Source organism: Duncaniella sp. C9 (assembly GCF_004803935.1).
GTDB classification, from domain to species: domain Bacteria; phylum Bacteroidota; class Bacteroidia; order Bacteroidales; family Muribaculaceae; genus Duncaniella; species Duncaniella muris.
In genome coordinates this window covers 95586-121448 of the sequence record NZ_CP039547.1, presented here as the reverse complement: position 1 = coordinate 121448, position 25863 = coordinate 95586, and the positions used below count along the sequence as shown (strand labels likewise).

Here is a 25863-nt window from a genome sequence, read left to right as displayed (position 1 = left end):
CTTCTTTATTTTTTGATAAAATATCTACAAATGAATATGACTAAATCAATTCTTTTTGCTTTCTGTACGGTGGCAGGCGGTTCGTTTGCCGCATCGTGTGACAATGACAGAAATGAAATGCGCTATGAAGTGATTCAGGTGCCCGATCAGCTTTTTGCCGATGGTATGACTGCTGCTGCGACTGGCGGACCACAGACATTTATAGTAAAGTCGCCTGCAGCCGTATCGGTTCAGGTTGAAAAAATAGATGAGGACGATGATCTAAAATGGATCAAAGCAGAAGTTGGTGACCGTACAGCCGACGGTTCCCCTGTGACTGTGATAACCGAACTTAATGAAACCCGCGGTCCGCGTTCGGCCCGTGTCTCGGTTTTTGCAGGCAACGTGGCCCGCGGCATGGTTGTCACTCAGCCCACCTCTGCTCCTGTGGTGCCGGCCGAAACCCCCATCAACAATGTCAGCGCAACTGAGATTGCCAAAAACATCTTTGCAGGTGTCAACATCGGCAATACACTTGAAGCTCCTGACGGAGAAGGATCATGGTGTCGCCCTGTGACTGTCAGCTACATCCGTGGCCTTAAGGCCGCAGGTTTCAACGCCGTGCGTATCCCATGCGCCTGGAACAGCCACATTCAGGGTAAGACAACCGCTGAAAAAGCCAAAAATATAATTGATCCCGCCTGGCTTGATCGTGTTGACGAGATTGTAGGCTGGGTTATAGGCGAAGGCATGTATGCCATTGTGAACATCCATTGGGACGGTGGCTGGCTTGAAGAAAGCTGCGTAAACGGCTATGATGCTGACGTTGACAAAAAGCAGAGCACTTTCTGGACTCAGATCGCCAACAAACTCAACCACTATGACGAGCATCTTCTCTTTGCCGGCATGAACGAACCCGGCCAGCAGAATCAGTCTGCAGCCGGCCAGCAGCAGTCTGTCAATGCAATTATGGCCTATCAGCAGACCTTTGTCGACGCTGTCCGTGCTACAGGCGGAAACAATGCTTCACGAGTGCTGATCCATCAGACTCCTTTCACCAATATTGATGAAGGTGTCAGAGGCCTCTATAAACTTCCCGAAGATCCCGTAGCAGACCGTTCAATGGTCGAAGTGCATTTCTATGATCCCACTGACTTCACTATCATGGATAAAGACAACGCTTGGGGGGTCCCAACAATCCTATCAAGCTTTACTGGGGTGAGGCCAACTTCGTGGCCGGTTCTGACCGCAACTGCACATGGCACAAAGAGGCAAATATTGATGCCCAGTTCAAGAAAGTGCAGGATGCCTACGTCAGCAAGGGAGTTCCTGCTATCATAGGCGAATATGGTGTTGCTTCTAACCGCAACATTGATAGCATGGATGTTGAAAAACACAAAGCAAGCCGCGCCTATTGGACTGAATATGTCACCAGATCGGCCAAGGCTCATGGCTGTGTGCCCTTCTTTTGGGAAACCGGTGGAGACATTGACCGTAACAACGGCAATCAGCTTAACGGCTATCTCTTCAATGCCCTCATGAACGGAGCTGCCAACGGCATCTATCCCTTCTGATAAAATGTCAGCTTTAGAGATTGTTTCTGCTGTGAGACATTCTCATAGACAATCTCTTAGAAACGGCCCGCATGAAAATTCTGTCTTCATGCGGGCCGTTATGTGTGTCTTGCGTTTTCGGAGGCTCACTCCTGCTCGCCAAACTCGCGATGGAGCACCATGAAGCGCTCCAGAGTCTCAGGCGAAAGCCTTTGCATTGAGCGTATCACCTTTTCAAGCGGCTTGCGCTGCATGTCGCCGCTCTTTGAATAGAACTTGTCGGCATAGCAGACGAGGCGTTCGAGTGTTGACTGCGGCATGTAGTCCCCGTCAGGATCAAGAGGCAGATGCTGCCGGGCAATATCCTCACGGCTCAGGCCCGCTCCGGTATGGCGCTCGGCCACACGGGCGCAGTCCTCTCCAAGACCATCGCTGCGCAGCAGTGCGGCGCCAAGCACACCGTGGCGTATATAAGGCTCGTCGCCATGACACTCTATGCCTGGAGCGTCACACATGAAAATGCCAATGTCGTGGAGCATAGCGGCCTCTTCTACCGCCGCCTGATCAAGGCCGAGCCCTTTCCGGCGGTTGATTTCAAGTGCCAGATCGGCCACCGAACGGCAGTGGGCCATGTAAATATCCCGAAGACGGCTGCCTTCGGGATAATATCTGTCAATCATTTCCTGCCATGTCATGGCTCAGTGTTGTGGATTGATTCTGTGAATTGTCTTGGATCACTCTAATATAGTGCACCATCCGTGGACGTCCTCAATCTCTCCGAGCTGAATGCCGCGGAGCGTATTGTAGAGGCGAGTGGTGATGGGGCCCGGTTCGCCGTTTTTCGAAACGATATATTTCTCGCCGGTGTCAAGGTCATCGATCTCGCCGACGGGTGAAGCCACAGCGGCAGTGCCGACAGCGGCGGCTTCGTCGATATCGCGCAGTTCATCGACCGTGATGTGGCGGCGTTCAACCTTCACTCCCATATCCTCGGCAAGCTGCATGAGGCTCTTGTTGGTGATCGAAGGCAGTATCGAGTTAGAGGCTGGAGTGATGTAGACACCGTTCTTGATGGCGATGAAGTTGGCCGGACCGCATTCGTCGAGATATTTCTTTTCCTTCGGATCGAGATAGAGCACGGCCGAATATCCAAGCTCGTGGGCGTGTTCGCCGGCAGTGAGCGATGCCGCATAGTTGCCGCCCACCTTCCAGAGGCCTGTGCCGTTGGGGGCCACGCGGTCATACTGGCGCATGATGCAGATATTAGTCGGCTTGAATCCGGTCTTGAAGTAAGGACCTACCGGAGTAACGAGAATAATGAAAAGATATTCGGTAGACGGCTTGACACCGACCTGGGCCGAAATGCCGAGTTCGATCGGGCGGATGTAAAGTGATGCGCCGGAACCGTAGGGCGGCACGAAGCGCTCATTGAGTTTCACCACTTTCAGCACCATTTCCTTGAATTTCTCCAGCGGCAGCGGCTCCATAAGGATTCCTTTGGCTGATTCCTGGATGCGGCGGGCATTTTCTTCGAGGCGGAACACTCGCACTTTGCCGTCCTTGCCGCGGAAGGCTTTGAGGCCTTCGAAAATTTCCTGGCCGTAGTGGAGACAGGTGGCGGCGATGTGGAGACTGATCTCTTCGCTTTGCGACACTTCGATCTCGCCCCATTTCCCGTCGCGGAAATAGCAGCGCACATTATAGTCGGTGGGGATATAGCCGAATGATAGGTTTCCCCAGTCAAGTTCCTGATTCATGATATGAGTTTTTATAGTTTATGGCAAAATTACATAAAAAGGCGCAAATTACTAACAATGATTCGGTAAAATTTGAGGTTGTTCAGCCTTGGCTAAGCCGCTAACTGAGCCAACCGATGATTTATTTTCTGAATTATTTTGAGATGCGGAGATTTTCCGCAAGTCGAAATAATTGTTGAGGCGAGATAAGATTCAAACATAAGCCGTTTGAACTGCGCTACCGAAAGATCCGGATAATCCTTCCTTATGACCTCTTTGCAGACATTGAGGGCTGTGAAGGAAAGATTGAACGCAAAGTCAAGCCGCTCCCTGTCGCGGGTCTGCTGTGACTGAAGTCCGGTAAACTGCTTGGCATCGCGTATACCGAACTCGATCTGGAAGCGTGTGCGGTAGAAACCGATGATCTTTTCAGGTCTCATGTCGGTGTCGGTAGAGAAGTAAAGAAGAGGCTCTCCGTTTTCAACCGGACATACCACGATACGGATGTCGCGTTTCAATGCCCTCGAATGTACGACCGCCGTGTGACATCGGGTTTTGATTCCTTTGGAATCCTCATATATGAATGAAGTGAACACGGACATATCAAGAGTTGAGAAATCCACTTTCTCTCCATACTTTTTCTTTCTGCCGCGTCTTCGCGTGGCGGAGGAATCCGGTATGGCCAAATACCTGAGATATGAATTGGCACGTAATCTCCCGACAAACCGGAATCCCATGCCAATCACCTCATTTACAAACTCATATTTGGAGAAAAAGGCATCGGCAACCAGAATATCCGTCAGTGAGAGCAGCTCTGCCGCCTTTGACCTGACAAGTGCCACATACCAGTCAAGCATTGACATTTGTTTCTCAGATTCAAGAGTCCTGAAGTTCGGTGACTGGACAGCACCGAGCATCACACATGTATGTTTACTCAGACTTATTGCCCCGATCGCCATTATCTCCAGACCGCGTTTGACACGTTGTGCCACCCCTGACCAGAAACGGCCTATGCCATATGTCAGGCTGCCTGACTTTGAAATGAACGACGGATCGATTGCCACTGCCATGTCATCGGACGGTCCAAAACAATCCTGCGCCATACCTATGTTGACTTTCATCCAGTCTACGGGTGTCTTGAAATTGGAGGCAAAGGTCTTGGCTGTACGACCGCCATAGCGCGACAGCCGGGTAAAATTGACTTTGCCCGGAATCAACGCCACAGTGCGTATTGTTAAAATCAGCCAGTTGAGGAACCTTTTGCTCATCTTGGTTGTAGTATTTTCAAATACCGACTTACACTGAAAGGTGAAGTCTTTGAGAATCGCCAATACGTTCATATTGTTTAATGTTTTTATAATGAACGCTTTGGCGATTCATTTGTATTTGACGATTCGATATAAGTAAGTCGTAAAAATTAATTTATACTAAGCCGCATGGACAAAATTGATATTGAGTTCAGATCCAAGCGCAGCCAACGCACGGTTAGTTGCATAGAGCAGGGATTCTGTGGAGCAATAATCCGCAGGTCTGAGCCATTTGCCCTTGAGGATTCTCCAGAGCGTCTCGGCGATATTCAAATGTGGACTGTACGGTGGAAGGAAAAAGAGATACAACCCACGTTTCTCCCATATTGGACGGAGTTCCCGCATGAGTTTGCATCTGTGGACGCTTGCATTGTCAAGGACAACAAAAGTGTTTTTACGGATACGGAGAGAAAATCGGTCAAGAAAGTCGGCAACCTTGTCAGCGGTCATATTCTCAGTTGTGGAGAATCCTTCATATCGATTGTTGCGGTCTATCATGCCGAAAATATTGAGTCTCAGACCTCTTTCAGATGGGATATAGACATCTTCACCTCGGAACTGCCATCCGTATGGCACATATCCCTCGGTGCAGATGTGGCTTTCATCTCCATAATAAATGTCGATGAGACAATCTTTTTCCTGTTGTACGAGTTCTTGCAGCTTCTCGGTCTTATACGCATAGAGCTGCGGCGAGGGTTTCCCCTTTGGACGTTTTCTTATACGTCTATATCCCGCGCCAAGGCGGATAAAAAAGCCCTGAAGGTACTCTCGGAGGCTTCTTTCCCTGAAGCCTGCTGCCATGCCTCTTTCGCTTTCTTCACGCTCTGCCTGTCGTTCTCTATGGCTTTGCGTACCGACTCTTCGTCCGAGCAGTCCATTATTGGCTTCCGACCCCGTCCGGGACGTGTTTCCAGTCCTTTGATTCCTTCGGCCTCGAAGCGTTTCACCCAGGAATTGACTGATATATGGGTCATGTCGGTCTGTTCTCCAACCTGTTCCGAAGTCAGGCCGGTGGATTTCAGAAGCACTGCGCGACAGCGCATGCGGTATGCGTGGCTCTTGCCTTGGCGAAAGCCTTCCTCTAATTGCAGACGTTGTTGGTCTGTCAGTTGTATAACTTTGATTTTTGCGATAGCGTTGTGTCTTTATGTGTTTACACAAAGATACGCAAAAAAATTGATATAAACTAATTTTCAACATCTACTTATTAACTTAAGTTTCAACCACTTCGGTGATTTTTACCGAATCATTGTACTAAGTAAAATGCGCCAAAAAGTTTTAAGAATAAAAATCGACTTGAAATTCTGCGGAAAATCACAATGGAAATGCCGTCATCAGCTTACTTAGCTGTGACGCGCAGCACTCGTGAGGCGTAGTCGGTGTTCTTGTGATAGTCCACCTTGTGGGTCAGAGGAATCTCAAGTCCGTTCGACATCAGATAGCGGCCGCTGAAAGTCTTGCCCTCGAAACTCAGAGGCTCTTTGTCAATGCGGTTCAGCTCGGTGATCATATAGATCTTGTCGGGGTCGAGACCGGCCATCACCACACGCGGGAGCTGCTGGTTCATGAATGTTTCGGTCTTCCACCAGTAGAACACGGCGTCGTCTTTCTCCGGAGTGACATACATCAGCGAGGCCACACCCTTTCCATCGTAAGGCGAGATCAGACGGTAGATGTCGCCGAACTGCACTATGGGGCGGATCTTCTTGTAGTCAGTGATGGCCTGACGGCACACGGCCTTGTCTTCATCGTTCATGTCGCGGGGCTGCATTTCGAGACCGAGACGGCCGCTCATGGCCACGTCGGCGCGGAATTTCACAGGAATTCTGCGGAAAGTCTGGTGGTTGGGTGAAGCCGAGATGTGCGATCCCATAGCAATGGCAGGGAAGAAGTAGCTGGTGCCCCACTGCATGTAGATGCGCTGCAGAGCGTCATTGTTGTCGCTGGTCCAGAATTCGTCAAACCAGGGGAGAATGCCCCAGTTGGCACGGCCGCCGCCGCTGGCGCAGGCCTGGATGGTCACATCGGGATGTGCCTTGCGGATGCGATTGAGCACAGTCTCGAATCCCTTGTGATAGTCTATGTAGAGATGGCTCTGATTGTCGGCGGTGAGATACTGCGAGCCGTGGTCCATGATCGGCGCGTTGGCATCCCATTTGATATAGTCTATGGCCGGATATTTGCGCATGAGGGTGTCAACGACGGTAAACACTATGTCCTGCACTTTGGGGTTGGCGAGATCGAGCACTAACTGAGTGCCGCCTCGTCCCTGAGTGGCCGGGCGGTTGGCAGCCTTTATTATGTATTCGGGATGCTTTTCGTAAAGTTCGCTGACGGTGTTTGTCATTTCAGGTTCGATCCAGATTCCGAACTTTATACCGTGGGTGGACGCAGAGTCGATCAGCGCCTGGATTCCGTTGGGAAGCTTGTTGGTGTCCACAACCCAGTCGCCGAGGGTGGTGCTGTCGTTGTCGCGGGGATATTTTTTGCCGAACCATCCGTCGTCCATCACGAAGAGCTCTCCGCCCATGTCGGCAATGTCCTTCATCATTCCGTCCATCACAGGCTCTGTGATATTGAAATAGACACCCTCCCAGGAGTTGAGCAGCACTTTGCGCTCGGTGTTGCCGGCGTGCAGACGGTGGTTGCGTCCCCAGCGGTGGAAATTTCGGCTCACACCTGAGAGACCTTCTTCGGAGTAGGTGAGAGCCAGAGGCGGAGTCACGAAACTTTCGCCCTTCTTGAGATGGTATTCCGAATTCTCCTCGTTGATGCCGGCAAAAAAGTGGTGATAGTCGCTGTCATCAGTGTCGATAAACAGTTTGTAATTGCCTGAATATTCAAGAGCTGCGCCCACGGTGCGGCCGGTGTTTTCCTGCGGCTTGCCGTCAAGCGAGAGCATGATCTCGGCATGTGAGGTGTGGGAATTACGCGCTCCGTCTTTGTTCTTTATCATCCTGACCCCGTGGTTGAGCGGAGTCTCCGACACCTTGCCTTCGTTGGCCCATGAGCCGTAGAGCTGAGAGAGCCATACGTTGCCGTAGCGCACCGGGAGGTAGCCCGACATGAAGCGGTTGAGGGTGACAGTGCCCTTTTCATTATTCTTTACATCGACCCAGGTCTCGATTACGTCTTCACCCGGATATGTACGGTAGTTTACGTTGAGGTCAAAAGGATAGACCTTGTCGCGCATGGCTATGGTGGTCACGTCGGCTCCGTCGGCATCTTTGCGGCTTGTGATGCCGGTCACTTCAGTGTCGGTGGTTCTGTTGCCGTCGGCGTGGGTCACGCTCATGGCTGCTTCGGCCTGCGGATAGATACCATAGACTGGATAGGCATCACGCTTGATGGCGCCTGCGTCTGAAAGGGTAGCTATATCAGCATCGCTGAGCCTGTTGCCATAGTGGAGGATGCGGAGCTTGCCTCCTTTTTCGGCGTCGAGTACAAGAGATGTGTTTGGGGTGGAGATGTTGACTGTCTCGGCAGTAGCCGGAAGTGCGGCTGTCATCAGCAGCAGCGCCGCTCCGGGCAGTAAAAGGAATTGCTTCATGGGAGGACTGAGGTAAAATGTAGGTTATGTTTCGATATCTACAAAGATAATGAAATTTTTGAAAACCGGAGGCTGTGTCAAGCTCTTGCGCCAATAAAATGGCAAAAAAGTATGACTACTTCCTCATGTGGCAAAAAGTCATCATGCAGAGGTCGTTTTGGGCCAAAAGCAAGGCCGTTTTTGACTTTTTGAACAGCGAGAAACCGAAAAATCGTGCTTTTTGCAAGATTTACAATGACTTTTTACGTTTCCGTAAGGTAAAAACAGTTGCGATTGAGGAAAAATCATTACATTTGTGCTGTAAAACCAATCTAATTTAGCATTTCTCTTTTTTTGTAACCATGAGAAAGTACACTTTCACGCTTCTGCTTCTATTGTCGATGGTATGCAACATGGCCGTCGCGCAGATCATGAACCCCGTAAAATGGCAGGCCAAGGTCGAAATGACAGGCGATGTCCAAGGGCAGGTAGTTCTTACAGCTGCGATCAGTTCCGGCTGGCACATGTATGCGCTTGATTGCAACCCTGATGCCGGTCCCCAGATTCTTGAGATCTCTTATCCTAAACTCGAAGGAGTGACTCTCGAAGGAAAACCCACACCCAACAAGCCCTCTCACAAACAGTTTGACGAAATGTTTGGAGCCGAACTCTCATGGTGGACGCAGAGTGTGACCATCACACAGAAGTTCAAAGCCACCAAGCCTGAGTTCAACATCGACGTGATGATTGTGTGTGGCGCTTGCAACGATGAAAACTGCATTCCGCCGTCACGCTCTACATTCAACCTCTCAGGCACGGCCAAGATTGCCGCTGCCGTCTCTTCAAAAGATGAGCCGAAAGAAAAGGCAGAGGTGAAGGAAGAACCCAAACTTGTCGAGACTGCCGAAGTCGAAGTGGCTGAGGAGGCCGCGGTGCTTGTTCCGGCAGATTCCGTAGCCGCAGATTCTCTGACCTCCACCGCTCCTGCAAGTGCAGGTGCCGACCTCTGGGCCCCCGTGTCATTCGAGGATTCAGAAAGCGCCGAGGACTTCTCGTCGACTTCTCTCTGGTACATATTCTTCACCTGCTTCCTCGGTGGTCTCGTGGCCCTCTTCACACCCTGCGTGTGGCCAATGATCCCGATGACTGTCAGCTTCTTCCTTAAAAAGGGAAAAGACCGCGCGAAGAGCATCGCCGATGCCTGCACCTACGGTCTGTCAATCATCATAATCTACGTGGCCCTCGGCCTGCTCATCACCGGTATCTTCGGCGCAAGCTCGCTCAACGCACTCTCTACCTCGGCCGTCTGCAACATCATCTTCTTCCTTCTGCTCGTGGTGTTTGCCATCAGCTTCTTCGGAGCCTTTGATATCAAACTCCCCGAATCATGGTCAAACAAGATGGATGCCACAGCCGAGAAGACCACCGGTCTGCTCTCCATCTTCTTCATGGCCTTCACCCTGACACTTGTGTCATTCTCCTGCACAGGCCCTATCATCGGCACTCTGCTCGTTGAGGCAGCCTCACAGGGCGACCTCTGGGGCCCGGCAATCGGTATGCTCGGCTTCTCGACAGCCCTTGCTCTTCCGTTCATGCTATTCGCCATGTTCCCCACAATGCTGCAGGCCGCTCCCAGCTCCGGCGGCTGGATGAATACACTGAAAGTGGTGCTTGGTTTCGTCGAACTCGCCCTCTCGCTCAAGTTCCTCTCTGTAGCCGACCTCGCTTACGGATGGCATATTCTTGACCGCGAAGCCTTCCTCGCTCTCTGGATCGTGATCTTTGCCCTGCTCGGCCTCTATCTGCTCGGCCAGTTCAACTTCGCCCACTACGGCCCGGCTGACAGAAGTGTCGGTGTGACCCGCTTCTTCCTTGCCCTCTGCTCGTTCTCGTTCACAATTTATCTGATCCCCGGTCTCTGGGGCGCTCCTCTCAAGGGAGTCAGCGCATTCGTGCCCCCGTTGTTCACTCAGGATTTCAACCTCTACGGTGACGGCTTCAAGGAATATGACGACTTTGAAGAAGGCATGAAGGTTGCCAAGGAGTCAGGCAAACCCGTCCTCATCGACTTCTCCGGCTTCGGCTGTGTCAACTGCCGCAAGATGGAAGGCGCCGTGCTTGACGAACCGAATGTCAAGGCCATGATCGAAGACAACTTCACAGTCATCAAGCTTATGGTAGACGAAAAGAAGAACCTTCCGGAGCCTATCACTGTTAAGGAATATGGCAAGGATATGACTCTCTACACCTATGGTGACCGCTGGAGCTATCTGCAGCGCTACAAATTCAACGCCAACGCCCAGCCCTACTATGTCATTCTCAATGACGAAGGCGAGCTCCTGTCAGGGCCCTATACCTATGACGAAAATGTGGCCCGCTTCTCCGAGTTTCTTGAAAAAGGCATCAAAGGCTATAAGAAATAAACTCTGATCAGAGTAGATCTGAATTCCACCCCATATGGGGGCTTAAAGAGGCGGCGTGTCGGACAAGCAGTGCGACACGCCGCCTTCCGTTTACGGCCACGCTATATAATCTGAACCTCACGACATGTCAAAAACAACTCTACGAAAATTACTCAATGATTTCAGCGACGTGCAGCTCCGGTCACTGATCATGGATGTCTATTCCCACAGTAAGGACGCGAGGGAATATCTCGACTTTCTGGCCGACCCTGATGTAATGAAGAAGACCGAAGAGTACAGGGCTATTCTCCGTAAAGAAGCCACCCGCTATGCCAAAAGGGCATTCCGCCCGCGCATATCGCGTCTGCGCTCTACTCTGAAACGCTTCCGCTCGCTCGAACCGGGCGATGATGCAGTGGCCGAACTGATGGTTGACACTCTGCTGGCTCTGATAGGCAACGGCGCGCAGACATGGCTCCTTGACGCTCTTTACACAAATATCGACAAATTCATGGACGAGGTGATGGACTTTCTGCAGGAGCGCGACATGGTGCAGGACTATGTGCCGCGCATACTGAAAATGCGGCGCTATATAAGTGACTACCGTCATACAGTCAACCCGCTCCGGAAGATTGTCGACAGCAATCTTTCCAAAGCGGGCGCAGATCTGAGTCAGTATGATCTTGATGCGTGAGAGGCAGCTTTAACAGCCTCTGACAGGTGTGGCCTCAGTCGAGTTTTATCTCGGCTTCCGACATCTCGTCATATTCTTCCCATGAAGGGTCATTCTCTGTATAGATGGTCAAGGGAAGCAGGGGAAACGATTCAAGAGCCTCGTTGAGTTTGCGGCCGAAGATGTGGGTGCTCAGAGTGTAGAAAATCCAGTCGCGCTGACTGTCGCCGGTAAAGATGCCGGTGAGCACAGCCACCGGATCTTTGTGAAACTCCTTCTGCAGAGCCTCCTGGACCTCCTCCATAAGGGTTGAAGTCTCCTTGTCAGGCATACCTTTGGCATCGCCCTCATATTTCCAGCTGACTTCCACGCGGATGTTGAAGCGCGGATTGGAGCGGAATTTTTCTACGTCTTTGCGGCCCGTGACGAGAATCAGTTTGCCTGATTCGCTTTCAGTGGGAGCCGTCCACCAGGTTCCATTTTCCATAAATCGACAGTTTGGTTCAGATAATGCGTTGCTCATATATTATATATGGATACAACGCTTCGGCAAAGATACAAAAAATCAGGGGATCACAAAAAATAGCATTTTTTGTGATCCCCTGATTTTTTTGTGGCCGATGATCGGCTACACGTTAGCCGTGTGTACGGATTATTTCAGTGACTGAAGCAGGGCCTTGATCTTTTCTGAGCTCGGACGCGGTGCATCGTAATCCAGAAGCTTGCCCTCGCGGTCATAGATCAGGAAGTGTGGGATTCCACGGATGTTGAGTTGTTTGGGCAGCTCACCGTCACTGTTCCAGAGCTGGTTGCCGTGCATGTTGAGTTGTCCCATCTTCTTGAGCCAGGGTTCTTTGGCGGAGTCGATTGAGATCGAGACGAAAACCACGTCTGAATTCTCGAAATCCTTTTCAAGTTCCTGAAGATACGGAACCTCCTTGCAGCACGGTCCGCACCATGAAGCCCAAAGGTCTACATAGACGAATTTTCCTTTGAATTTACTGAAATCAACCTTGTTTCCCTCGTTGTCTACGAGTGTCACTCCGGCAGGGAAAGGAGTGCCGGGTATTGTGGCGAGGCGTGCGCGGAAAATTGTTAGATAGGTCTGTGGCAGCGAGTACTGTTCGACAACGGCTTTCAGACGGGCCTCACCATTGGCAAAATCATTGGCATAGTCAAAGGAATCGATAAAGGAGCTGACAAGTAGCTCTCTGATGCGGCCTTTGATCTCCGGAGTTTTGTATATGTTGTCAAGAGCCGCGAGGCGTTCCTCCAGAGTGCCTTGGGGCAGGCTGGCGATGATAATCTGCGGTGCGGTGGGGAAAGATGCAGCCATCGGTGTGTCAAGCACTGTGGATGCGGCGGGCAGAATATCGGCTGAGCCGAAGCCGAGCTGGCGTTTGGCCCGCATGGCCATATAGTCGGCGAAGCGATAGGCGTCAGAGGCTGCGATATAGGCCTGGATACGCATGAAATCAGCCACTGCGGTAGGCAGATGGCCGAGACCGATAAGCGAATCGGCTTCTGTGATACAGCCTGTAAGCATGCTTCTGATCTGTTCAGGACTAAGGCTTTCAGCTTTTGCGCCAAGTATTTTGGAATTCTGAGTCTGTGAGGTGGTGTAGGTGTTAAGAGCCGAATTGACATTGTCAGAGAGTGAGGTGGCAGTGGTGGTGCCGTCAAGAATCAGGGAGAATTCTGATGCCGGTTTATCAGCCGGAATATAGAACGGAAGTGAATACTGGGCGTTTGAGTTTGAGACAAACAGATAGTAAAGCCCGTCAGGATTGACATTGACCTGGCCTTTGGCGTTGCGGCGGCTTTCATCTGCGGTCAGTTCCACAAGTGCTTCTCTGGATGTATCGTTGACAGGACGTACGAACATTCTGAGGTCCTCAGCCGGCATGCCGACGGTCAGATCCAGAGTTGCGGCTCCGGCAGGAATGGCGGTGCACATGGCCAGAGCGATGGTGATATAAGTTGATTTCATGATGCTTAATTAGAGATACTGGGTTTATAGGTAATGTATGAAATACGGTCGGCGCAATCGGGATATGTGGCCACAGGCGCAGGATTCGGGTTGTCGGTGCGGATATCACTCACGTTATAGAAATAGAGGTTGCCGCGGCCGGTATTGTTGTCAACAGTCGCCACGATAAGAGATTCCGATCCGCTCTGGGTGCTGATGGTCATATAGGTGATCTCTTCGTTTGAAGGATAGGTGACGGCTGCCTGAGAGACCGGCGGAAAGTTATAGATGCTTTCGTTTCTGAGCATCACGAAAATCTGATTTCCTTTTGAGAAGAATCCGCGGCGGTATGTGTTCGAGCATACTATCTGTGAATTCTGGTCAGGCAGTGCAGTCGATGCGTCGGCTGTGACTACGTTGCGCGATGAGAATCTGAGGCCGTCTGTGTAGTCTCCGATGCCCACAAAAGCTGTGGAGTAGATCTGTCCGGTGGTCTTGTTGCGGGTGATGAGTGTGGCCGGATATGAAGTGGTGCCGGTAGAGCCGGAAATGCCTTCACCCTTGAAGATAGCAAGCAGTTCTTCATTGGTGAACAGCGGATAGCCGTTCTCATCTGTTTCATCAATCGTGTTTGACGATGACCATTTTGTGGGCGAATATGGGGCTGTGATTGAAAGCACAAGAGGTGACAGATTGACGTAATAAACGTCTGAAACCTGATTCAGCCCCACCTGATAGGTGTTGTTCTTGATCAGATCAAACTCCTCACCCTTGTAGAGACTGTCTTCAAAACCGAACATATACTGACTGTTCAGCGAGATATATTTCTTTGAGACATTGTCGACTATCACCGGAGTGATTCCGCTCATGAAGAACTGGTTGCCTTTGAATCCGGGCACAATGTCGTTGCATCTGATAGTCGATGAGATGACAAAGGTGTTGGGGTCCACATAGAGGCCCTCTTCAGTGGTCATAACCGCGAGTCTGCTTGTCTGCACCGGGCCGCTGCCGCCCCATGCATACCACTGGATGATCTGCGCTCCGATAAGCGAAGAGCTGCTGAGGTTGGGGTTGACGCGCTGCAGACAGTTCTCCATGATTGTCTGCTCCTGGCCGGCCTCGATCTCCTCGCGTGTCAGGTCTTTGATAAACACGAGATTGCCTTCGCCGGCGGCATTGTTGGAGAGAATCATGTAGCCCTGTTCGAATGTGCGGTTGATATTGATCTCATAGTCCTGCACGAGGCCTACTTCTCCGTCAGAGACCACGAGGTGGGCGTAGTAGCTGCCTCCCTGCGGGAAGAAGTATCTGAGCGTCTTGTCATTTGTGACAAATTCCATCGGTCCTTTCACGCGGTTGTTGAATGTGCCGATGCTCCATTCATAGCTCAGTTCGCCGGTGCCGTCATAGCGGATATCCGGCGTGATGACGCAGTCCTCGCCGTAGTTGAAGCTGTAGACCGGCATCTCCTCGTCGCCGGGCACGGTGACCGAGAGCCCCGGAAGCGGATTCCCGCCGTAGGATGAGCTGTCGTCGATACATGAGGTGGCTGTCACCGCCAGCATGGCGACAAAGGTGGGGAATAAATATGATTTTTTTATCATGATTCTTTACTTGCTTTGTTGTTTGGTCTCTTGTTTTACCATTCGGGGATAGAGTATGGCCAGCCGATTTCAGGATGATCGCGGTAGAGCGGAATGCAGACATAATTCTTGATGAATGCGCTGTACATGGCCAGAGGGCCTTGCACATACGCGGCATCGACGAAATAGTCTCCATACTTGTCAATCATTTCGTTGAAAAGATTGATGTCGGCCTTCGGGGCGTACTCATAGAAATACTGGAAGAAAAGCTGGGCGTTTTCAAACGTATATTCCGGCATTGGGGAGGTACTTGAGACTGACCACCATTCAGGCCGTACTTCCGGACGGATGTCGGAATAGGTGATGGTGAAGGAGTTCTCTCCGACTGACCGCAGGTCATCGTTTTCGCCTATGGTGAGCACAAGCGTTTTGGCCGATGTCAGTATCTCAGGATCGATGTCGCGGAGCAGATTGACCTTTACGGTGCCGCTTACAGCGTTTGCCGCGATGATGTTGTCGGTGATAGTGTAGTTCACACCTTCGGTCATGGTCGATTTGTCAGCTATGACCTCGATGTTGATAGTGCGGTCATAGTCCTTAGGCATGCCCATGAGCGTGACGGGGATCTCGATGGTGTGGACTGTGGCTATGTCAAAGTTGAAGGCATATTCGATCTCGTCGGCCAGATCGTTTTTCGAATCGCGGTATTCGAAAAAGACCGAGTCTTTCTGAGAGACATCATAGAGTTTGTAGTCATCCTCCGTACAGGCTGAAGCGGCCGTCGCCAGACCTGTGATCAGAAGGATGTTTTTTATAGACTTGAATTCCATATGTGATTTTTCTGAGTTTTTTTGTGGGGACGGTGTTAGTTTTTGTAATCGGGACGATATTCAAACTCTTCATCTGGGATGGGGAGCACATAAATATTGTCACTTGCGGGAATGACGCGGCTCTCTACGTTGGAGATGATGTCACGGCCAAGACGCTTCATGTTGAACCATTGCTGGCCCTCGCAGAAAAGTTCTTTGTGGAATTCATTGTAGATCCGCTCGGCAGTGAGGGTCTCTGTGTCGGGCAGCGGAGTGAGGCCGCGCGACGAGATTTCATCGTTGAAATATTTCAGAGCCTTTGAATAGTTGCTTTCCAGAAGTGCATCGGCTGCGATGAGATACATCTCGGCGCTGTGGATAAGGCTGATGCCGGTGATCAGGTTTGGACGGGCCTGCACGTTGCTGTTCTCGATGGTCAGATAGTCGACCATCTTGAGGCAGTAGGCCACACCGTTGCCCTGGCGGAACTGATTCTTGCGGTAGTCCTGGCTTGTCGACTCGGTGTCGGCCGAATAGACTGCCGACCATGACTGCAGATAGTTGGTTCCGCTGATGTCGTCAAACGGATTGTATGACTTGTTGGTCTCGTAGGAGTAGAGATAATCTGTGGCGGTGCTCAGATATTTGGTTGAGTAGAGGCCGAAAATAGTTTCTTTGGGAGAGAGCACTCCTGCCACGTAGTTCTGGACCTCGGTCACATCTACCAGCGGGAAACGCCCGCTGCCTATGACGGCTTCGGCATATTCGGCAGCCTTGCCGTAGTCGCCCATATACCAGTAGACGCGGGCGAGCAGTGCCTGTACTGCATAGAGATTGAGGTGTGTCTCGCGCCAGTTAAGGAAACGGTCATAATTCTCGTTGTCACGCGGATAGACCATCACTTCCTTCTCCTTGAGCAGACTTTCGGCCTCTGTGAGATCGGCGATGATGAAGTCATAGCATTCGCCTACGGTCGAAAACGGTTTCACTGAGAAATTGAACGTCTTGACGTAGGGGATACCCTGCTTGGCCGGATCAGTCGGGGCGAAGAAGCGCAGCAGGTCGAAGTGGATCATGGCACGGATACCCAGCAGTTCGGCTTTGTAGAAGTCATAGAGCGGGAATGCGTCAGGCGATTTTTTGTCAAGGTTTTTCAGCGCGTTGTTGGCATAGCCGATAGCCTGATAGCCTTTGGTCCACATGGCAAGAAAGCGCCCGCGGGTCACGGCGTTGCTCTTGTAGTCATATTTGCCGAGGTCGGTTCCGAATGTGTCGGTGCATTTGAGGTCCTGCGAAAGTATTTCGGCCACGCCCCATACCATATCCATGCCGTAGAGGGCGCTTTCGGTCATGTAGCCATAGACTCCGTAGATGGCATCTTCAAAGCCTTTGGCCGTTTCGAACTGGTCGTTCTCAACCTGTTCGCCTTTCGGCCTTACGTCCAGAAAATCATCGCAGGAGCTTGCGGTGAGGGTCAGGACCGAAAGTAAGGTAAGATATATTTTTTTCATTGTCGTGTCTGTGGAGGGTTAGAATGTCACACTGAGCGAGAGGTTCACGCTGCGGCTGAAGGGGTAGTTGGTGCCGCGTTCATATTTGGCGCTGGTCAGACGGAAGAGGTCTTCGGCTCCGGCGCTCACATAGAGGCGCTGCAGACCGAGGGGGGTGATCCAGTTCTGAGGCACGTTGTATTGCAGGGTGATGCTTGACAGCCAGAGCTCGTTGTCTTTCTCGATGAAGCGGTCGGTATAGTTGAATGTCGACCCGCCGTTCTGCGAGATGGCGAGATAGGGCACCCGGTCGCCGGGTTTCTTCCAGCGTTCGGTGAACGCGCGGATGTCCACGTTCTGGCGCGGGTCCACGTTCTCTACTTTGGCCATACGTGTCGAGTTGTACATGTCGCCGCCGAAACGATAGGAGAAGTTGAGGTTCATCGAGAGGTTCTTCCAGGTCACCAGCGATGAGAATGTTCCCTGGAGGGTCGGGTTGGTGTCACCGCAGGCTACCTGGTCGGCTGTGTCATATTCATAGGTATATGAGCCGTCTTTCTTGATGAAGATTTCTTTGCCTGAGGCGGGGTCGATACCGGCGGAGCGCACGGCATAGATGGCTGTGGGCGATTCGCCTTCGCGGAACTGCAGGCGGGGGGCCACTTCGTCGTTGACCTGCGAGTTGTTCTCGTTCTTGCGCTTGAGCGCGTCAGAGATGTTCAGGATGGTGGTCTTGGAGTGGAGGCCGTTGACCGAGAGGTTCCAGCTCCAGTCGCGTGTCTGGATGATCTTGCCCCAGAGAGAGAATTCTATACCGTTGCTGCGCTGCTTGCCGAAGTTGTTCTTGACAGAGTTTGCGCCTGATGACGGCGGCAGGCTGACATCGATGAGCATGTCGTCGGTAGTCTCGCGGTAGTAGTCGAAGTTGATGTTCACGCGGTCGCCGAAGAGCGATGAATTCAGACCCACGTTGAACTTCTTGGTTGTCTGCCATGTAAGGTCGGGGTTGGCCATGCCCATCGGAATGGCGCCTACGCCCGCATAGTGAAGATAGTTGACCGAATAGAAGTAGGTCGAGATAGCCTGATATGAGTCGAACTTGACACTGCCGGTGTAGCCGTAGCTTCCGCGCAGGCGAAGGAGATCAACGAATCCGAGATCGCGGATGAAGCTCTCGTTGTGGAGGTTATAGCCGAGACCTGCTGACCAGAACGGCGCTGTGCGCTTGTCGGCGCCGAACTTCGAGGAGCCTGACAGACGGTAGCTTCCGTCAACCACGTAGCGGTTTTTCCAGATGAAGTTGGCTGCCGCAAATCCGCCTATGCTTGTCGATAGATCTTCTCCGCCATAGGGGAGCTGAGATGTTGAATAGGTGGTGGCATATGACAGATCGTCCATATCGTCTGAAAGGAAGCCGCTGCCGGTGAGGTAGCTGCTGGTTGTTTTGTTGCGTTTCACCTCCCAGCCGAGGTTGAGGGTGAACATGGTGCCCTGCTTGTCGAAATTGTGTATCCAGTTACCCACAATCTTGCCGCTCCAGTTGTCAGTGCCGAGGTTGCCTAACTGATAGGAGCCTTTCTGTTCGAGCGGAGCGCTGGCAAATGAATTGGATTCCGGCGACACGAACACGTCGCTTGTGCCGCGCGAGGTAGAGTAAGTGCCCTGGGCGGTCACGTAGAGATTCGGCTTGAAATTGTAGCGCACGTCGAGCGACACGTTCTGAGTTCTGGTCTGCGTCTTGCTGAAACTGCTCAGCGACGCCTCATAGAGAGGATTGCGCTTGCTGTAGGAGAGCTGTTTCAGAAGGTTGCCCCGTTCGTCATAAGGCGAGTCATAGGGATTGGCCGAGATATAGTCAGAGAACGATCCGTATTTCGAATTGTTGGTCTGCAGGCTGGTGTGGTCTGCGCGCAGAGTCACGATCAGTTTGTCCTGCACGCGATAGCTCAGATAGAGGTTCATTCCGTAGCGGTTGCGCCCGTCGTCTTTCATCACGCCGTTGATGCTCTGGTAGTCGGCCGTGATGTTGTAGTCGAGGCTTGAGCCGCGGCCCGACACCGAGAGAGAGTGGGTGTGGGAGAAGCTGTTGCGCACAGGCTTGGATATCCAGTCTATGTCGCGGCCTCCGCTGATGATTGCCAGCTTGTCGAAATAACTCTGGTCAAGCGAGCCGTCGGTTGCATCATAAAGGCCGGCTATGCGTTCGAGCTCAAGCTTCTGGCCGGCGTTGCAGAGATCATAGCTGCTGAGGTCGGCGAAACTCATCTGGGGGTGAATGTGTAGCGGACGCGCACGGGGGCCTGGGTCACTCGTTTGCGCTCGATGATGATCACGCCGTTGGCGGCGTTCTCGCCGTAGAGAGCTGTGGCCGATGCGTCTTTTAGGATGTCCACGCGCTCTATGTCCTGGATATTCATGTCATAGAGGGCCTGGAGCGTGCTCTCCACACCGTCAATGACGATCAGCGGCGAGTTCAGACCCACTTCGTTGTTGGTGGCAAGCGACGTGGTGCTGCGGATCACAAGATCGGGGATGTTGTTGGGGTTTGAGCCCATTGAATTGTTCTGGGTGATGTTAAGACCCGCGTCAAGGGTGCTGATGGCCTGGAGAATGTTGGTGGGCGACACGCTCAGAAGCTCATCGCCTGAAATGCTCTTGGCCGCACCTGTATAGGTGTTGCGCTTGCGGGTGAAGTAGCCGTTGACAACTACTTCTTCCATCATCTCAGACTCTTCCTTCATGACCACTTCCATGCTCTTGCCGAACACTGGGGCCACTTCCTGGGAAGCATAGCCGATATAAGAGAAGCGCAGTTTGGCGCCGGAGGGAACACTGAGGCTGAATTCGCCGTCAAGGTTGGTCGAAGTGCCTGTTACTATCTTGCCGCCTTTCATGACGGCGACTGTAACTCCAGGCATCGGCAGGTGCTCGGCTTCGTCAAGGACCACGCCGTTGACTGTCCCGGAGTTCTGTGCAGACGCGCTTCCGGCAGCGAAAAGCACACAGACAAGCCATACAGCCAAAGTCCCGATCATCCGAGTTAATCCGGAGGGATAATGGTTAACTAAGTTCATTGCTTTTTGTTAAGAAGTGTAAAACTGATTGGGCGTTATATCAAAATGTTACTGTTTTACTCGCTTTGCGATAAATTTGATCTGTTTTAACAGACCTCAAAGATATGTATTTTATCATTAAGTAGCAAAATGTCAGTTTGTTTATTGAAATTTTAATTAAAGTGAAAATTAGTAGTGGCGGGTATTATTGCATTGTCGCTTAGATGTTTATCTTTGTAGACGGTGTAATTTGCATTAATAAATATTAACTATTTGTGCCGGTAAAACCTTGCCGCTTTGAATTTTGTTTACAAAATATGACGTTTCACCAGTTTCGACATAGCTCCGGATGGAAATTCAACCGGAGGTTGCTGCGCTTTCTGCTGTGGCGCCGCAGATATGTTTCCGACACGGCTTTTCTCTTCATAGTCGCCACGGTCACAGGTCTGCTTGCCGGAGCGGGAGCTTTTGTGCTGAAACGGCTGGTGGCCGGAGTCTCCGGACTCCTGGTGGCCGGGTTGCACAGCATGTCGGCCAACTGGGTTCTGCTGATCATTCCTTTGGCCGGAATACTGCTGACAGGTGTCTTCTGCCGCTATGTGATTCGCATGAAACTGGCCCACGGGGTCAGGCAGCTGATGAAAAATCTGTCTGAAAAAATCTACCGTCTGCGGGCCGCACTGACAGTCACTCCCATCCTTGCGAGCACCATCACCCTCGGATTCGGCGGTTCGGCCGGCTCGGAAGGGCCTATCGCCTATGCCGGAGCCGCTATCGGAAGTAACCTTGGGCGCGTCATGCGCTTTTCGCCGCGGATGATGATGGTGATTGTGGGCTGCGGTGCCGGAGCGGGCATCGCAGGCATCTTTAAGTCGCCGCTCGGAGGAGTGCTGTTCACTCTTGAGGTGCTGAGACTGCCGCTGTCCACAGTCTCGGTGCTGGTACTCGTGGTCTCATGCATCACAGCCGGCATGACGGCCTACATGCTGTCGGGCTGCACTCTCGATATTCCCTTTGCCCAGGGGGCAGGCTTTGATTCCTCGCTGCTTCCTTATGTGCTTTGTCTTGGCTTGTTCTGCGGAGCTTATTCATTGTATTACAGTCATGTGATGAAATCCGTCGGAACAATCCTATATCGCATTTCAAGCCCGTGGGTCAGAAATCTGGCCGGAGGCGCCATTCTCGCGCTGCTCGTGTTTCTGTTTCCGGTCCTCTATGGCGAAGGCTACGGGACGGTGGGGAAGGTAATCAACGGAGACTTCTCCACTCTTCTCAATGACAGCCTTTTTGCCGGATGTGGCGGACAGTGGAGTCTGGTGCTCTTTACCGGCGGAGCTCTCCTTGTGAAATGCTTCGCCACATCAGCCACAAACAATGGCGGAGGTGTCAGCGGCGACTTCGCGCCCACGCTCTTTGCCGGCTGCATGGGTGGATTCTTCTTCGCTTCGTTGCTTAACGGCCTCTTCGGCCTGCATCTGCCGGAGGCCTCCTTCGCCTACTTTGCTATGGCCGGAGTGATGGCCGGAGCCATCAGAGCGCCCTTGATGGCCATCTTTCTGACATGCGAGATGGGAGCGGCCTATTCTTACTTCCTGCCCCTGATGATTACGGCCACTGTCTCTTTCGGAGTAGTCAGGCTATTCACCGCTGACAGCTTCTTCTCACGCCACAGCGACCGCAACAACGGCCTGGTGGCAAGGCTGAGAGATCTTCGCAAGGGTTAATTAATGTAAAAATGCCGATTGCGGTTGGCCGACACCCCGATTCTGCGTAATTTTGCAGGAATTTAACAAAATAATCACACCTCATCACAACTTCTGCAAATGTTGGATTTTATAGTCTGGAATGCCGATCCCTTTCTGTTTCATATCGGAAACTTCGGAATCCGCTGGTACAGCCTGGCCTTCATGATCGGATTCCTCGTCGGCTACGAGATCGAAGCCCGTATCTACAAGCATGAGGGAGCGCCTGAAAAGTGGCTCAGCCTCCTGCTGCTATGGACCATAGCCGGCACCATAATCGGCGCCCGCCTCGGCCATGTGTTCTTCTATCAGTGGGACCTCTACAGGCAGGACCCCATCAGCATTCTCTATGTCTGGGAAGGCGGACTTGCAAGCCACGGCGGCACCATCGGGATTGTGCTCTGCATCATCATGTACTCCATCTTCACAACGAAGCGCAGCCCCCTCTGGGCCTTTGACCGCCTGGTGATACCGATTGCGCTTGTGGGAGGACTCATACGCCTGGGCAACCTGATGAACTCCGAAATTTTCGGCCACTCCACAGACCTCCCTTGGGGCTTCATGTTTGTGCGCTCCGCCGAGTGGCACCAGTTCTATTACGGTCAGGCCTGCCACCCGACGCAGATCTACGAGGCTCTGTGCTATTTCGCACTCTTCGGCCTGCTGATGTGGATGTACTGGAAAAAGAATGCCGAAGAGCGTCCGGGACTCATCTTCGGAGTCTTCTTCATCGGCATCTTCCTGCCACGCTTCCTCATAGAATTCATAAAGAATCCCCAGGTCGAGTTCGAGCAGACAATGGTGCTCAACATGGGCCAGCTCCTCAGCATACCCTTCATACTCCTTGGCGTCGGACTGATTGTCTACGCCATGATGCGGCCCCGCCAACAGCTGACTTTCCCGAACCGCTTTGCTGATGCCGATGGGGATCAGCCTGCAAAAAAACGTCGCTGAGACCTCTCCGTTAAGAGGAAAATCACTAAATTTGCACTCCATCAAACGCATTCTAAACCGATCATACACGATGATAGACAAAATAAATCAGCTAAAGGCTGAAATCGAGGCTCTTGAAGCCAAGACTCCCCAGGATGTAGAAGCCCTCCGCATCAAGTATCTCAGCAAAAAGGGTGCCGTGTCGGAACTCATGGCCGATTTCCGCAACGTGCCCGCTGAGCAGAAACGTGAGCTCGGACAGAAACTCAACGAGCTCAAAAATCTTGCCACTGACCGCCTAAACGCTCTCCGCGAGGCGCTTGAGACCGCTGACAATACAGCCGCTGACATCGACCTCTCGCGCACGGCGGCCCCGATGCCCCTCGGAACCCGCCATCCGCTCTCGCTTGTCCGCAACGAAATCGTCTCGATCTTCTCGCGTCTCGGCTTCACCATTGCCGAAGGTCCGGAAATCGAAGATGACTGGCACGTGTTCTCTTCGCTCAACTTTGCCGAAGACCATCCCGCACGTGACATGCAGGACACTTTCTTCATCCAGCGCAACCCCGATGTGCTCCTGCGCACCCACACCTCATCCGTGCAGAGCCGCGTGATGGAAAAGACCCAGCCGCCAATCCGCATCATCTGTCCCGGACGTGTCTACCGCAACGAAGCCATCTCGGCCCGCGCCCACTGCTTCTTCCATCAGGTGGAGGCTCTCTACGTTGACAAAAACGTCTCTTTCGCCGACCTGCGCCAGACTCTGCTCTACTTTGCCCGCGAAATGTTCGGACCTGAAACCAAGATCCGCCTGCGTCCGAGCTACTTCCCTTTCACTGAACCCTCTGCCGAAATGGACATCTCCTGCAACCTCTGTGGCGGAAAGGGTTGCTCGTTCTGCAAACACACCGGCTGGGTCGAGATTCTCGGCTGCGGCATGGTCGATCCAAATGTGCTTGAAGCCTGCGGCATAGACTCCAAAGTTTACTCCGGCTTCGCCCTCGGCATGGGTGTCGAACGAATCACCAACCTGAAATATCAGGTCAAAGACCTGCGCATGTTCTCTGAAAATGACGTACGCTTCCTTGAGCAGTTCCAGGCTGCGCACTGAGAAGACGTTTTTCAGACATATTCCTGACATACTTCCAAAACCAAACAGTCTCTGATGACCGTCAAGGAACGCTATTCAAAAGTGCTCGAACTCTTTGCCTCGGCGATGCCTATCGCCGAGACAGAGTTGCATTATGAAAACCCGTTTCAGCTGCTTGTGGCCGTGATTCTTTCGGCTCAGTGCACCGACAAGCGGGTCAACCTGATCACCCCGGCGCTTTTCGAGGCCTATCCGACACCTCAGGCCCTGGCTGCGGCCACACAGGAAGAGATATTCGAATACATCAGATCCTGCTCCTATCCAAACAACAAGAGCCGTTCGCTCAGCGGTATGGCCAGGCGGCTTGTCGAAGATTTCGGCGGCGAGGTGCCCTCGGATCTTGACTCGCTAACAAGTCTTCCGGGAGTAGGGCGAAAGACCGCCAATGTGATCCTCTCGGTGATTTTCGACCGCCCGACAATGGCGGTTGACACCCACGTGTTCCGCGTCAGCGAGCGCATAGGCCTGACCACCGGCAGCAAGACTCCGCTTGCCACCGAAAAGGCTCTTGTGAAATATATCCCTGAGGAACTGATACCGAAGGCCCATCATTGGCTTATACTTCACGGACGCTACGTCTGCAAAGCACGTCGTCCGGACTGTCTTAACTGTTTTCTGACATCAGTCTGTCGTTTTTATTCAAAAAATGGTTGAGTCGACATTCTTATTTATAATAGAGATTCTCGGCACGCTGGCTTTCGGAGTCAGCGGTGTCCGTCTTGCCGCAAAAAAGCATTTCGACTGGTTCGGCGCCTATACGCTCGGCGTGATCACCGCCATAGGTGGCGGTACGGTGCGCGATGTGCTTCTGGACATCCCTGTGTTCTGGATGCAGACATGGCTCTATCTCGCTGTTACGGGCGTTTCGTTTCTGATTGTGCTTGCCTTTACAAAGGTGCTCACTTCAGATTCCAAATCGCTTTTCATGTTTGATGCCGTCGGGCTTACGCTTTTCGTGATCACCGGCATTGAGAAGACCCTCGCCATAGGCTATCCGATGTGGGTGGCGATAATAATGGGCATGATCACCGGTTCGTTCGGCAGTATTCTGCGCGACGTGCTTCTCAACGAGGAACCTCTCTTTTTTCGCAAAGACATTTATGCCACAGCCTGCCTGGCAGGTGGCGCGCTCTACTGGATGACGGCTGTGTTCGGCGGTCCGGTATGGCTTCAGCAGTCGCTGTGCGTTCTGGCCATCCTCGTGTTGCGCTGGGGTGCACTGCGTTACGGATGGCATCTGCCCGAAATGAAGGAACGCACCAGATGAAGACTCCGCATCTGCATCGGACCGATGCCGCTCAGTTCGGCAAATATCTGCTTGTCGGAGGCGGCAACACCGCCCTCACTCTCATAGTGATCATAGGGCTGAAATCTGGCCTAGGCATCAATCCGTGGGTGGCAAATGCCTGCGGCTACGTGGCCGGAATGATCAATTCTTTTCTTTGGAACAAACTCTGGGTCTTCCATTCGCACAGCCGGCGTTTCCACGGTGAGGCCCTGCGCTTCCTGATAGGCTTCGGTCTGTGTTATGCCGTGCAGTTCGCGCTGACGTGGGCTTTGACACGGATGATGGGCGAGGCCGAGTGGCAGCTTCCGGGTGGTTTTGTGATGAGTCCCTACGGCCTGGCTACCCTCATTGGCATGGGTGCCTACACCATCTGCAACTACCTCTACAACCGCCTCGTCACCTTCCACCGCTGATTTCTGCATAATCCGCTTCCGGCTCTGCAATGGATGTCAAAAAATAGAATAGCAATTGTCTTACAAGCAATTGCTGTTTTTTATGATATAGGTAAGCTACGATCCCATCAAGCACCCGTCTTGCGGACACCCGCAGGCCGCAGATCTGTTCGGGGCATGGTCCGGGATACGTCTTGTCGGGCTTGACTGCTGGCTGCAATCTGTATGGGGCATGTTGCGCGTGTTGAGACCGGATGGTGATGTCCGTCAGGACA

General features: G+C 52.3%; 21 protein-coding genes and 2 pseudogenes. 10 read left to right on the top strand and 13 right to left on the bottom strand.

Features of this window, described 5'->3' with window-relative positions; translation table 11 throughout:
* The first annotated feature begins 36 nt into the window (after nt 1-36).
* Together E7745_RS00570 and E7745_RS00565 are read left to right on the top strand one after the other, a co-directional pair.
* Complete coding sequence (locus E7745_RS00570) at nt 37-1320, top strand: cellulase family glycosylhydrolase (protein WP_168181935.1); 1284 nt, start codon at nt 37-39, stop codon at nt 1318-1320.
* Nucleotides 1278-1553 carry a hypothetical protein gene (locus tag E7745_RS00565; protein ID WP_240740346.1) on the top strand — a complete coding sequence of 92 codons (276 nt, stop codon included), beginning with the start codon at nt 1278-1280 and terminating at the stop codon, nt 1551-1553. The genes E7745_RS00570 and E7745_RS00565 overlap by 43 nt, the downstream gene beginning before the upstream one ends.
* Before the next feature lie 125 nt (nt 1554-1678).
* Here the strand turns inward: E7745_RS00565 and E7745_RS00560 are convergent, their stop codons facing one another.
* The 6 genes and pseudogenes from E7745_RS00560 to E7745_RS00535 form a co-directional block, all read right to left on the bottom strand.
* The gene (locus E7745_RS00560; protein WP_124075679.1) at nt 1679-2227 is read right to left on the bottom strand and encodes an HDIG domain-containing metalloprotein; all 549 of its coding nucleotides are present in this window, start codon (nt 2225-2227) and stop codon (nt 1679-1681) included.
* Nucleotides 2228-2266: 39 nt separating this feature from the next.
* A complete protein-coding gene (locus E7745_RS00555) occupies nt 2267-3289 on the bottom strand; it encodes a branched-chain amino acid aminotransferase (RefSeq protein WP_107031643.1) in 1023 nt (340 codons plus the stop codon).
* 92 nt (nt 3290-3381) lie between these two features.
* The gene (locus E7745_RS00550; RefSeq protein ID WP_124076708.1) at nt 3382-4608 is read right to left on the bottom strand and encodes a transposase; all 1227 of its coding nucleotides are present in this window, start codon (nt 4606-4608) and stop codon (nt 3382-3384) included.
* An 87-nt stretch (nt 4609-4695) separates the two neighbouring features.
* Nucleotides 4696-5460, bottom strand: a pseudogene (locus tag E7745_RS00545) (IS630 family transposase); the annotation flags it as partial.
* Nucleotides 5382-5618 (bottom strand): annotated as a pseudogene (locus E7745_RS14975) (helix-turn-helix domain-containing protein); the annotation flags it as partial. The pseudogenes E7745_RS00545 and E7745_RS14975, both read right to left, overlap by 79 nt.
* Nucleotides 5619-5914: 296 nt before the next feature.
* Nucleotides 5915-8125, bottom strand: coding sequence for an alpha-galactosidase (locus E7745_RS00535; RefSeq protein WP_124075878.1), 2211 nt, complete (start codon nt 8123-8125; stop codon nt 5915-5917).
* Nucleotides 8126-8466: 341 nt separating this feature from the next.
* Here E7745_RS00535 and E7745_RS00530 point away from each other — a divergent pair, with 341 nt between their 5' ends.
* On the top strand, nt 8467-10527 hold the full coding sequence (locus E7745_RS00530) for a protein-disulfide reductase DsbD (protein ID WP_107031640.1): 2061 nt from the start codon (nt 8467-8469) through the stop codon (nt 10525-10527).
* Nucleotides 10528-10651: 124 nt separating this feature from the next.
* Nucleotides 10652-11200: a DUF6155 family protein gene (locus tag E7745_RS00525; protein ID WP_124075879.1), complete on the top strand. Its 549-nt coding sequence runs from the start codon at nt 10652-10654 to the stop codon at nt 11198-11200.
* A gap of 34 nt (nt 11201-11234) precedes the next feature.
* On the opposite strand, the gene E7745_RS00520 is transcribed toward E7745_RS00525, so the two are convergent.
* The 7 genes from E7745_RS00520 to E7745_RS14970 all read right to left on the bottom strand — a co-directional run bounded on the left by E7745_RS00520 (nt 11235) and on the right by E7745_RS14970 (nt 20104).
* Nucleotides 11235-11666, bottom strand: coding sequence for a DUF695 domain-containing protein (locus tag E7745_RS00520; protein WP_123398255.1), 432 nt, complete (start codon nt 11664-11666; stop codon nt 11235-11237).
* Nucleotides 11667-11831: 165 nt separating this feature from the next.
* Entirely contained in the window at nt 11832-13169 is a 1338-nt protein-coding gene (locus tag E7745_RS00515) for a TlpA disulfide reductase family protein (protein WP_123398254.1), read from the bottom strand.
* Between the two features lie 5 nt (nt 13170-13174).
* The gene (locus tag E7745_RS00510) at nt 13175-14752 is read right to left on the bottom strand and encodes a hypothetical protein (RefSeq protein WP_123398253.1); all 1578 of its coding nucleotides are present in this window, start codon (nt 14750-14752) and stop codon (nt 13175-13177) included.
* Between the two features lie 35 nt (nt 14753-14787).
* On the bottom strand, nt 14788-15561 hold the full coding sequence (locus tag E7745_RS00505) for a DUF4843 domain-containing protein (protein WP_107031635.1): 774 nt from the start codon (nt 15559-15561) through the stop codon (nt 14788-14790).
* 35 nt (nt 15562-15596) lie between these two features.
* Nucleotides 15597-17051 carry a RagB/SusD family nutrient uptake outer membrane protein gene (locus E7745_RS00500; RefSeq protein WP_124075882.1) on the bottom strand — a complete coding sequence of 485 codons (1455 nt, stop codon included), beginning with the start codon at nt 17049-17051 and terminating at the stop codon, nt 15597-15599.
* A gap of 18 nt (nt 17052-17069) precedes the next feature.
* Complete coding sequence (locus E7745_RS00495) at nt 17070-19295, bottom strand: TonB-dependent receptor (RefSeq protein WP_240740345.1); 2226 nt, start codon at nt 19293-19295, stop codon at nt 17070-17072.
* Nucleotides 19292-20104: a carboxypeptidase-like regulatory domain-containing protein gene (locus tag E7745_RS14970; RefSeq protein WP_240740344.1), complete on the bottom strand. Its 813-nt coding sequence runs from the start codon at nt 20102-20104 to the stop codon at nt 19292-19294. Before E7745_RS14970 ends, E7745_RS00495 begins: the two co-directional genes overlap by 4 nt.
* A gap of 296 nt (nt 20105-20400) precedes the next feature.
* Between E7745_RS14970 and E7745_RS00490 the strand changes: the two genes are divergently transcribed.
* The 6 genes from E7745_RS00490 to E7745_RS00465 all read left to right on the top strand — a co-directional run bounded on the left by E7745_RS00490 (nt 20401) and on the right by E7745_RS00465 (nt 25609).
* On the top strand, nt 20401-21807 hold the full coding sequence (locus E7745_RS00490) for a chloride channel protein (protein WP_136408073.1): 1407 nt from the start codon (nt 20401-20403) through the stop codon (nt 21805-21807).
* A gap of 99 nt (nt 21808-21906) precedes the next feature.
* The gene (lgt, locus tag E7745_RS00485; RefSeq protein WP_136408072.1) at nt 21907-22779 is read left to right on the top strand and encodes a prolipoprotein diacylglyceryl transferase; all 873 of its coding nucleotides are present in this window, start codon (nt 21907-21909) and stop codon (nt 22777-22779) included.
* Between the two features lie 70 nt (nt 22780-22849).
* Nucleotides 22850-23869, top strand: coding sequence for a phenylalanine--tRNA ligase subunit alpha (gene pheS, locus E7745_RS00480; protein WP_123398248.1), 1020 nt, complete (start codon nt 22850-22852; stop codon nt 23867-23869).
* Nucleotides 23870-23923: 54 nt separating this feature from the next.
* On the top strand, nt 23924-24562 hold the full coding sequence (gene nth / locus E7745_RS00475; protein WP_136408071.1) for an endonuclease III: 639 nt from the start codon (nt 23924-23926) through the stop codon (nt 24560-24562).
* Nucleotides 24555-25175, top strand: a complete 621-nt coding sequence (locus E7745_RS00470; RefSeq protein WP_107031628.1) for a trimeric intracellular cation channel family protein — start codon at nt 24555-24557, stop codon at nt 25173-25175. The genes nth and E7745_RS00470 overlap by 8 nt, the downstream gene beginning before the upstream one ends.
* Nucleotides 25172-25609 (top strand): GtrA family protein, encoded by a 438-nt coding sequence (locus tag E7745_RS00465; protein WP_168181931.1) that lies wholly within the window; start codon nt 25172-25174, stop codon nt 25607-25609. Before E7745_RS00470 ends, E7745_RS00465 begins: the two co-directional genes overlap by 4 nt.
* Nucleotides 25610-25863: the final 254 nt, after the last annotated feature.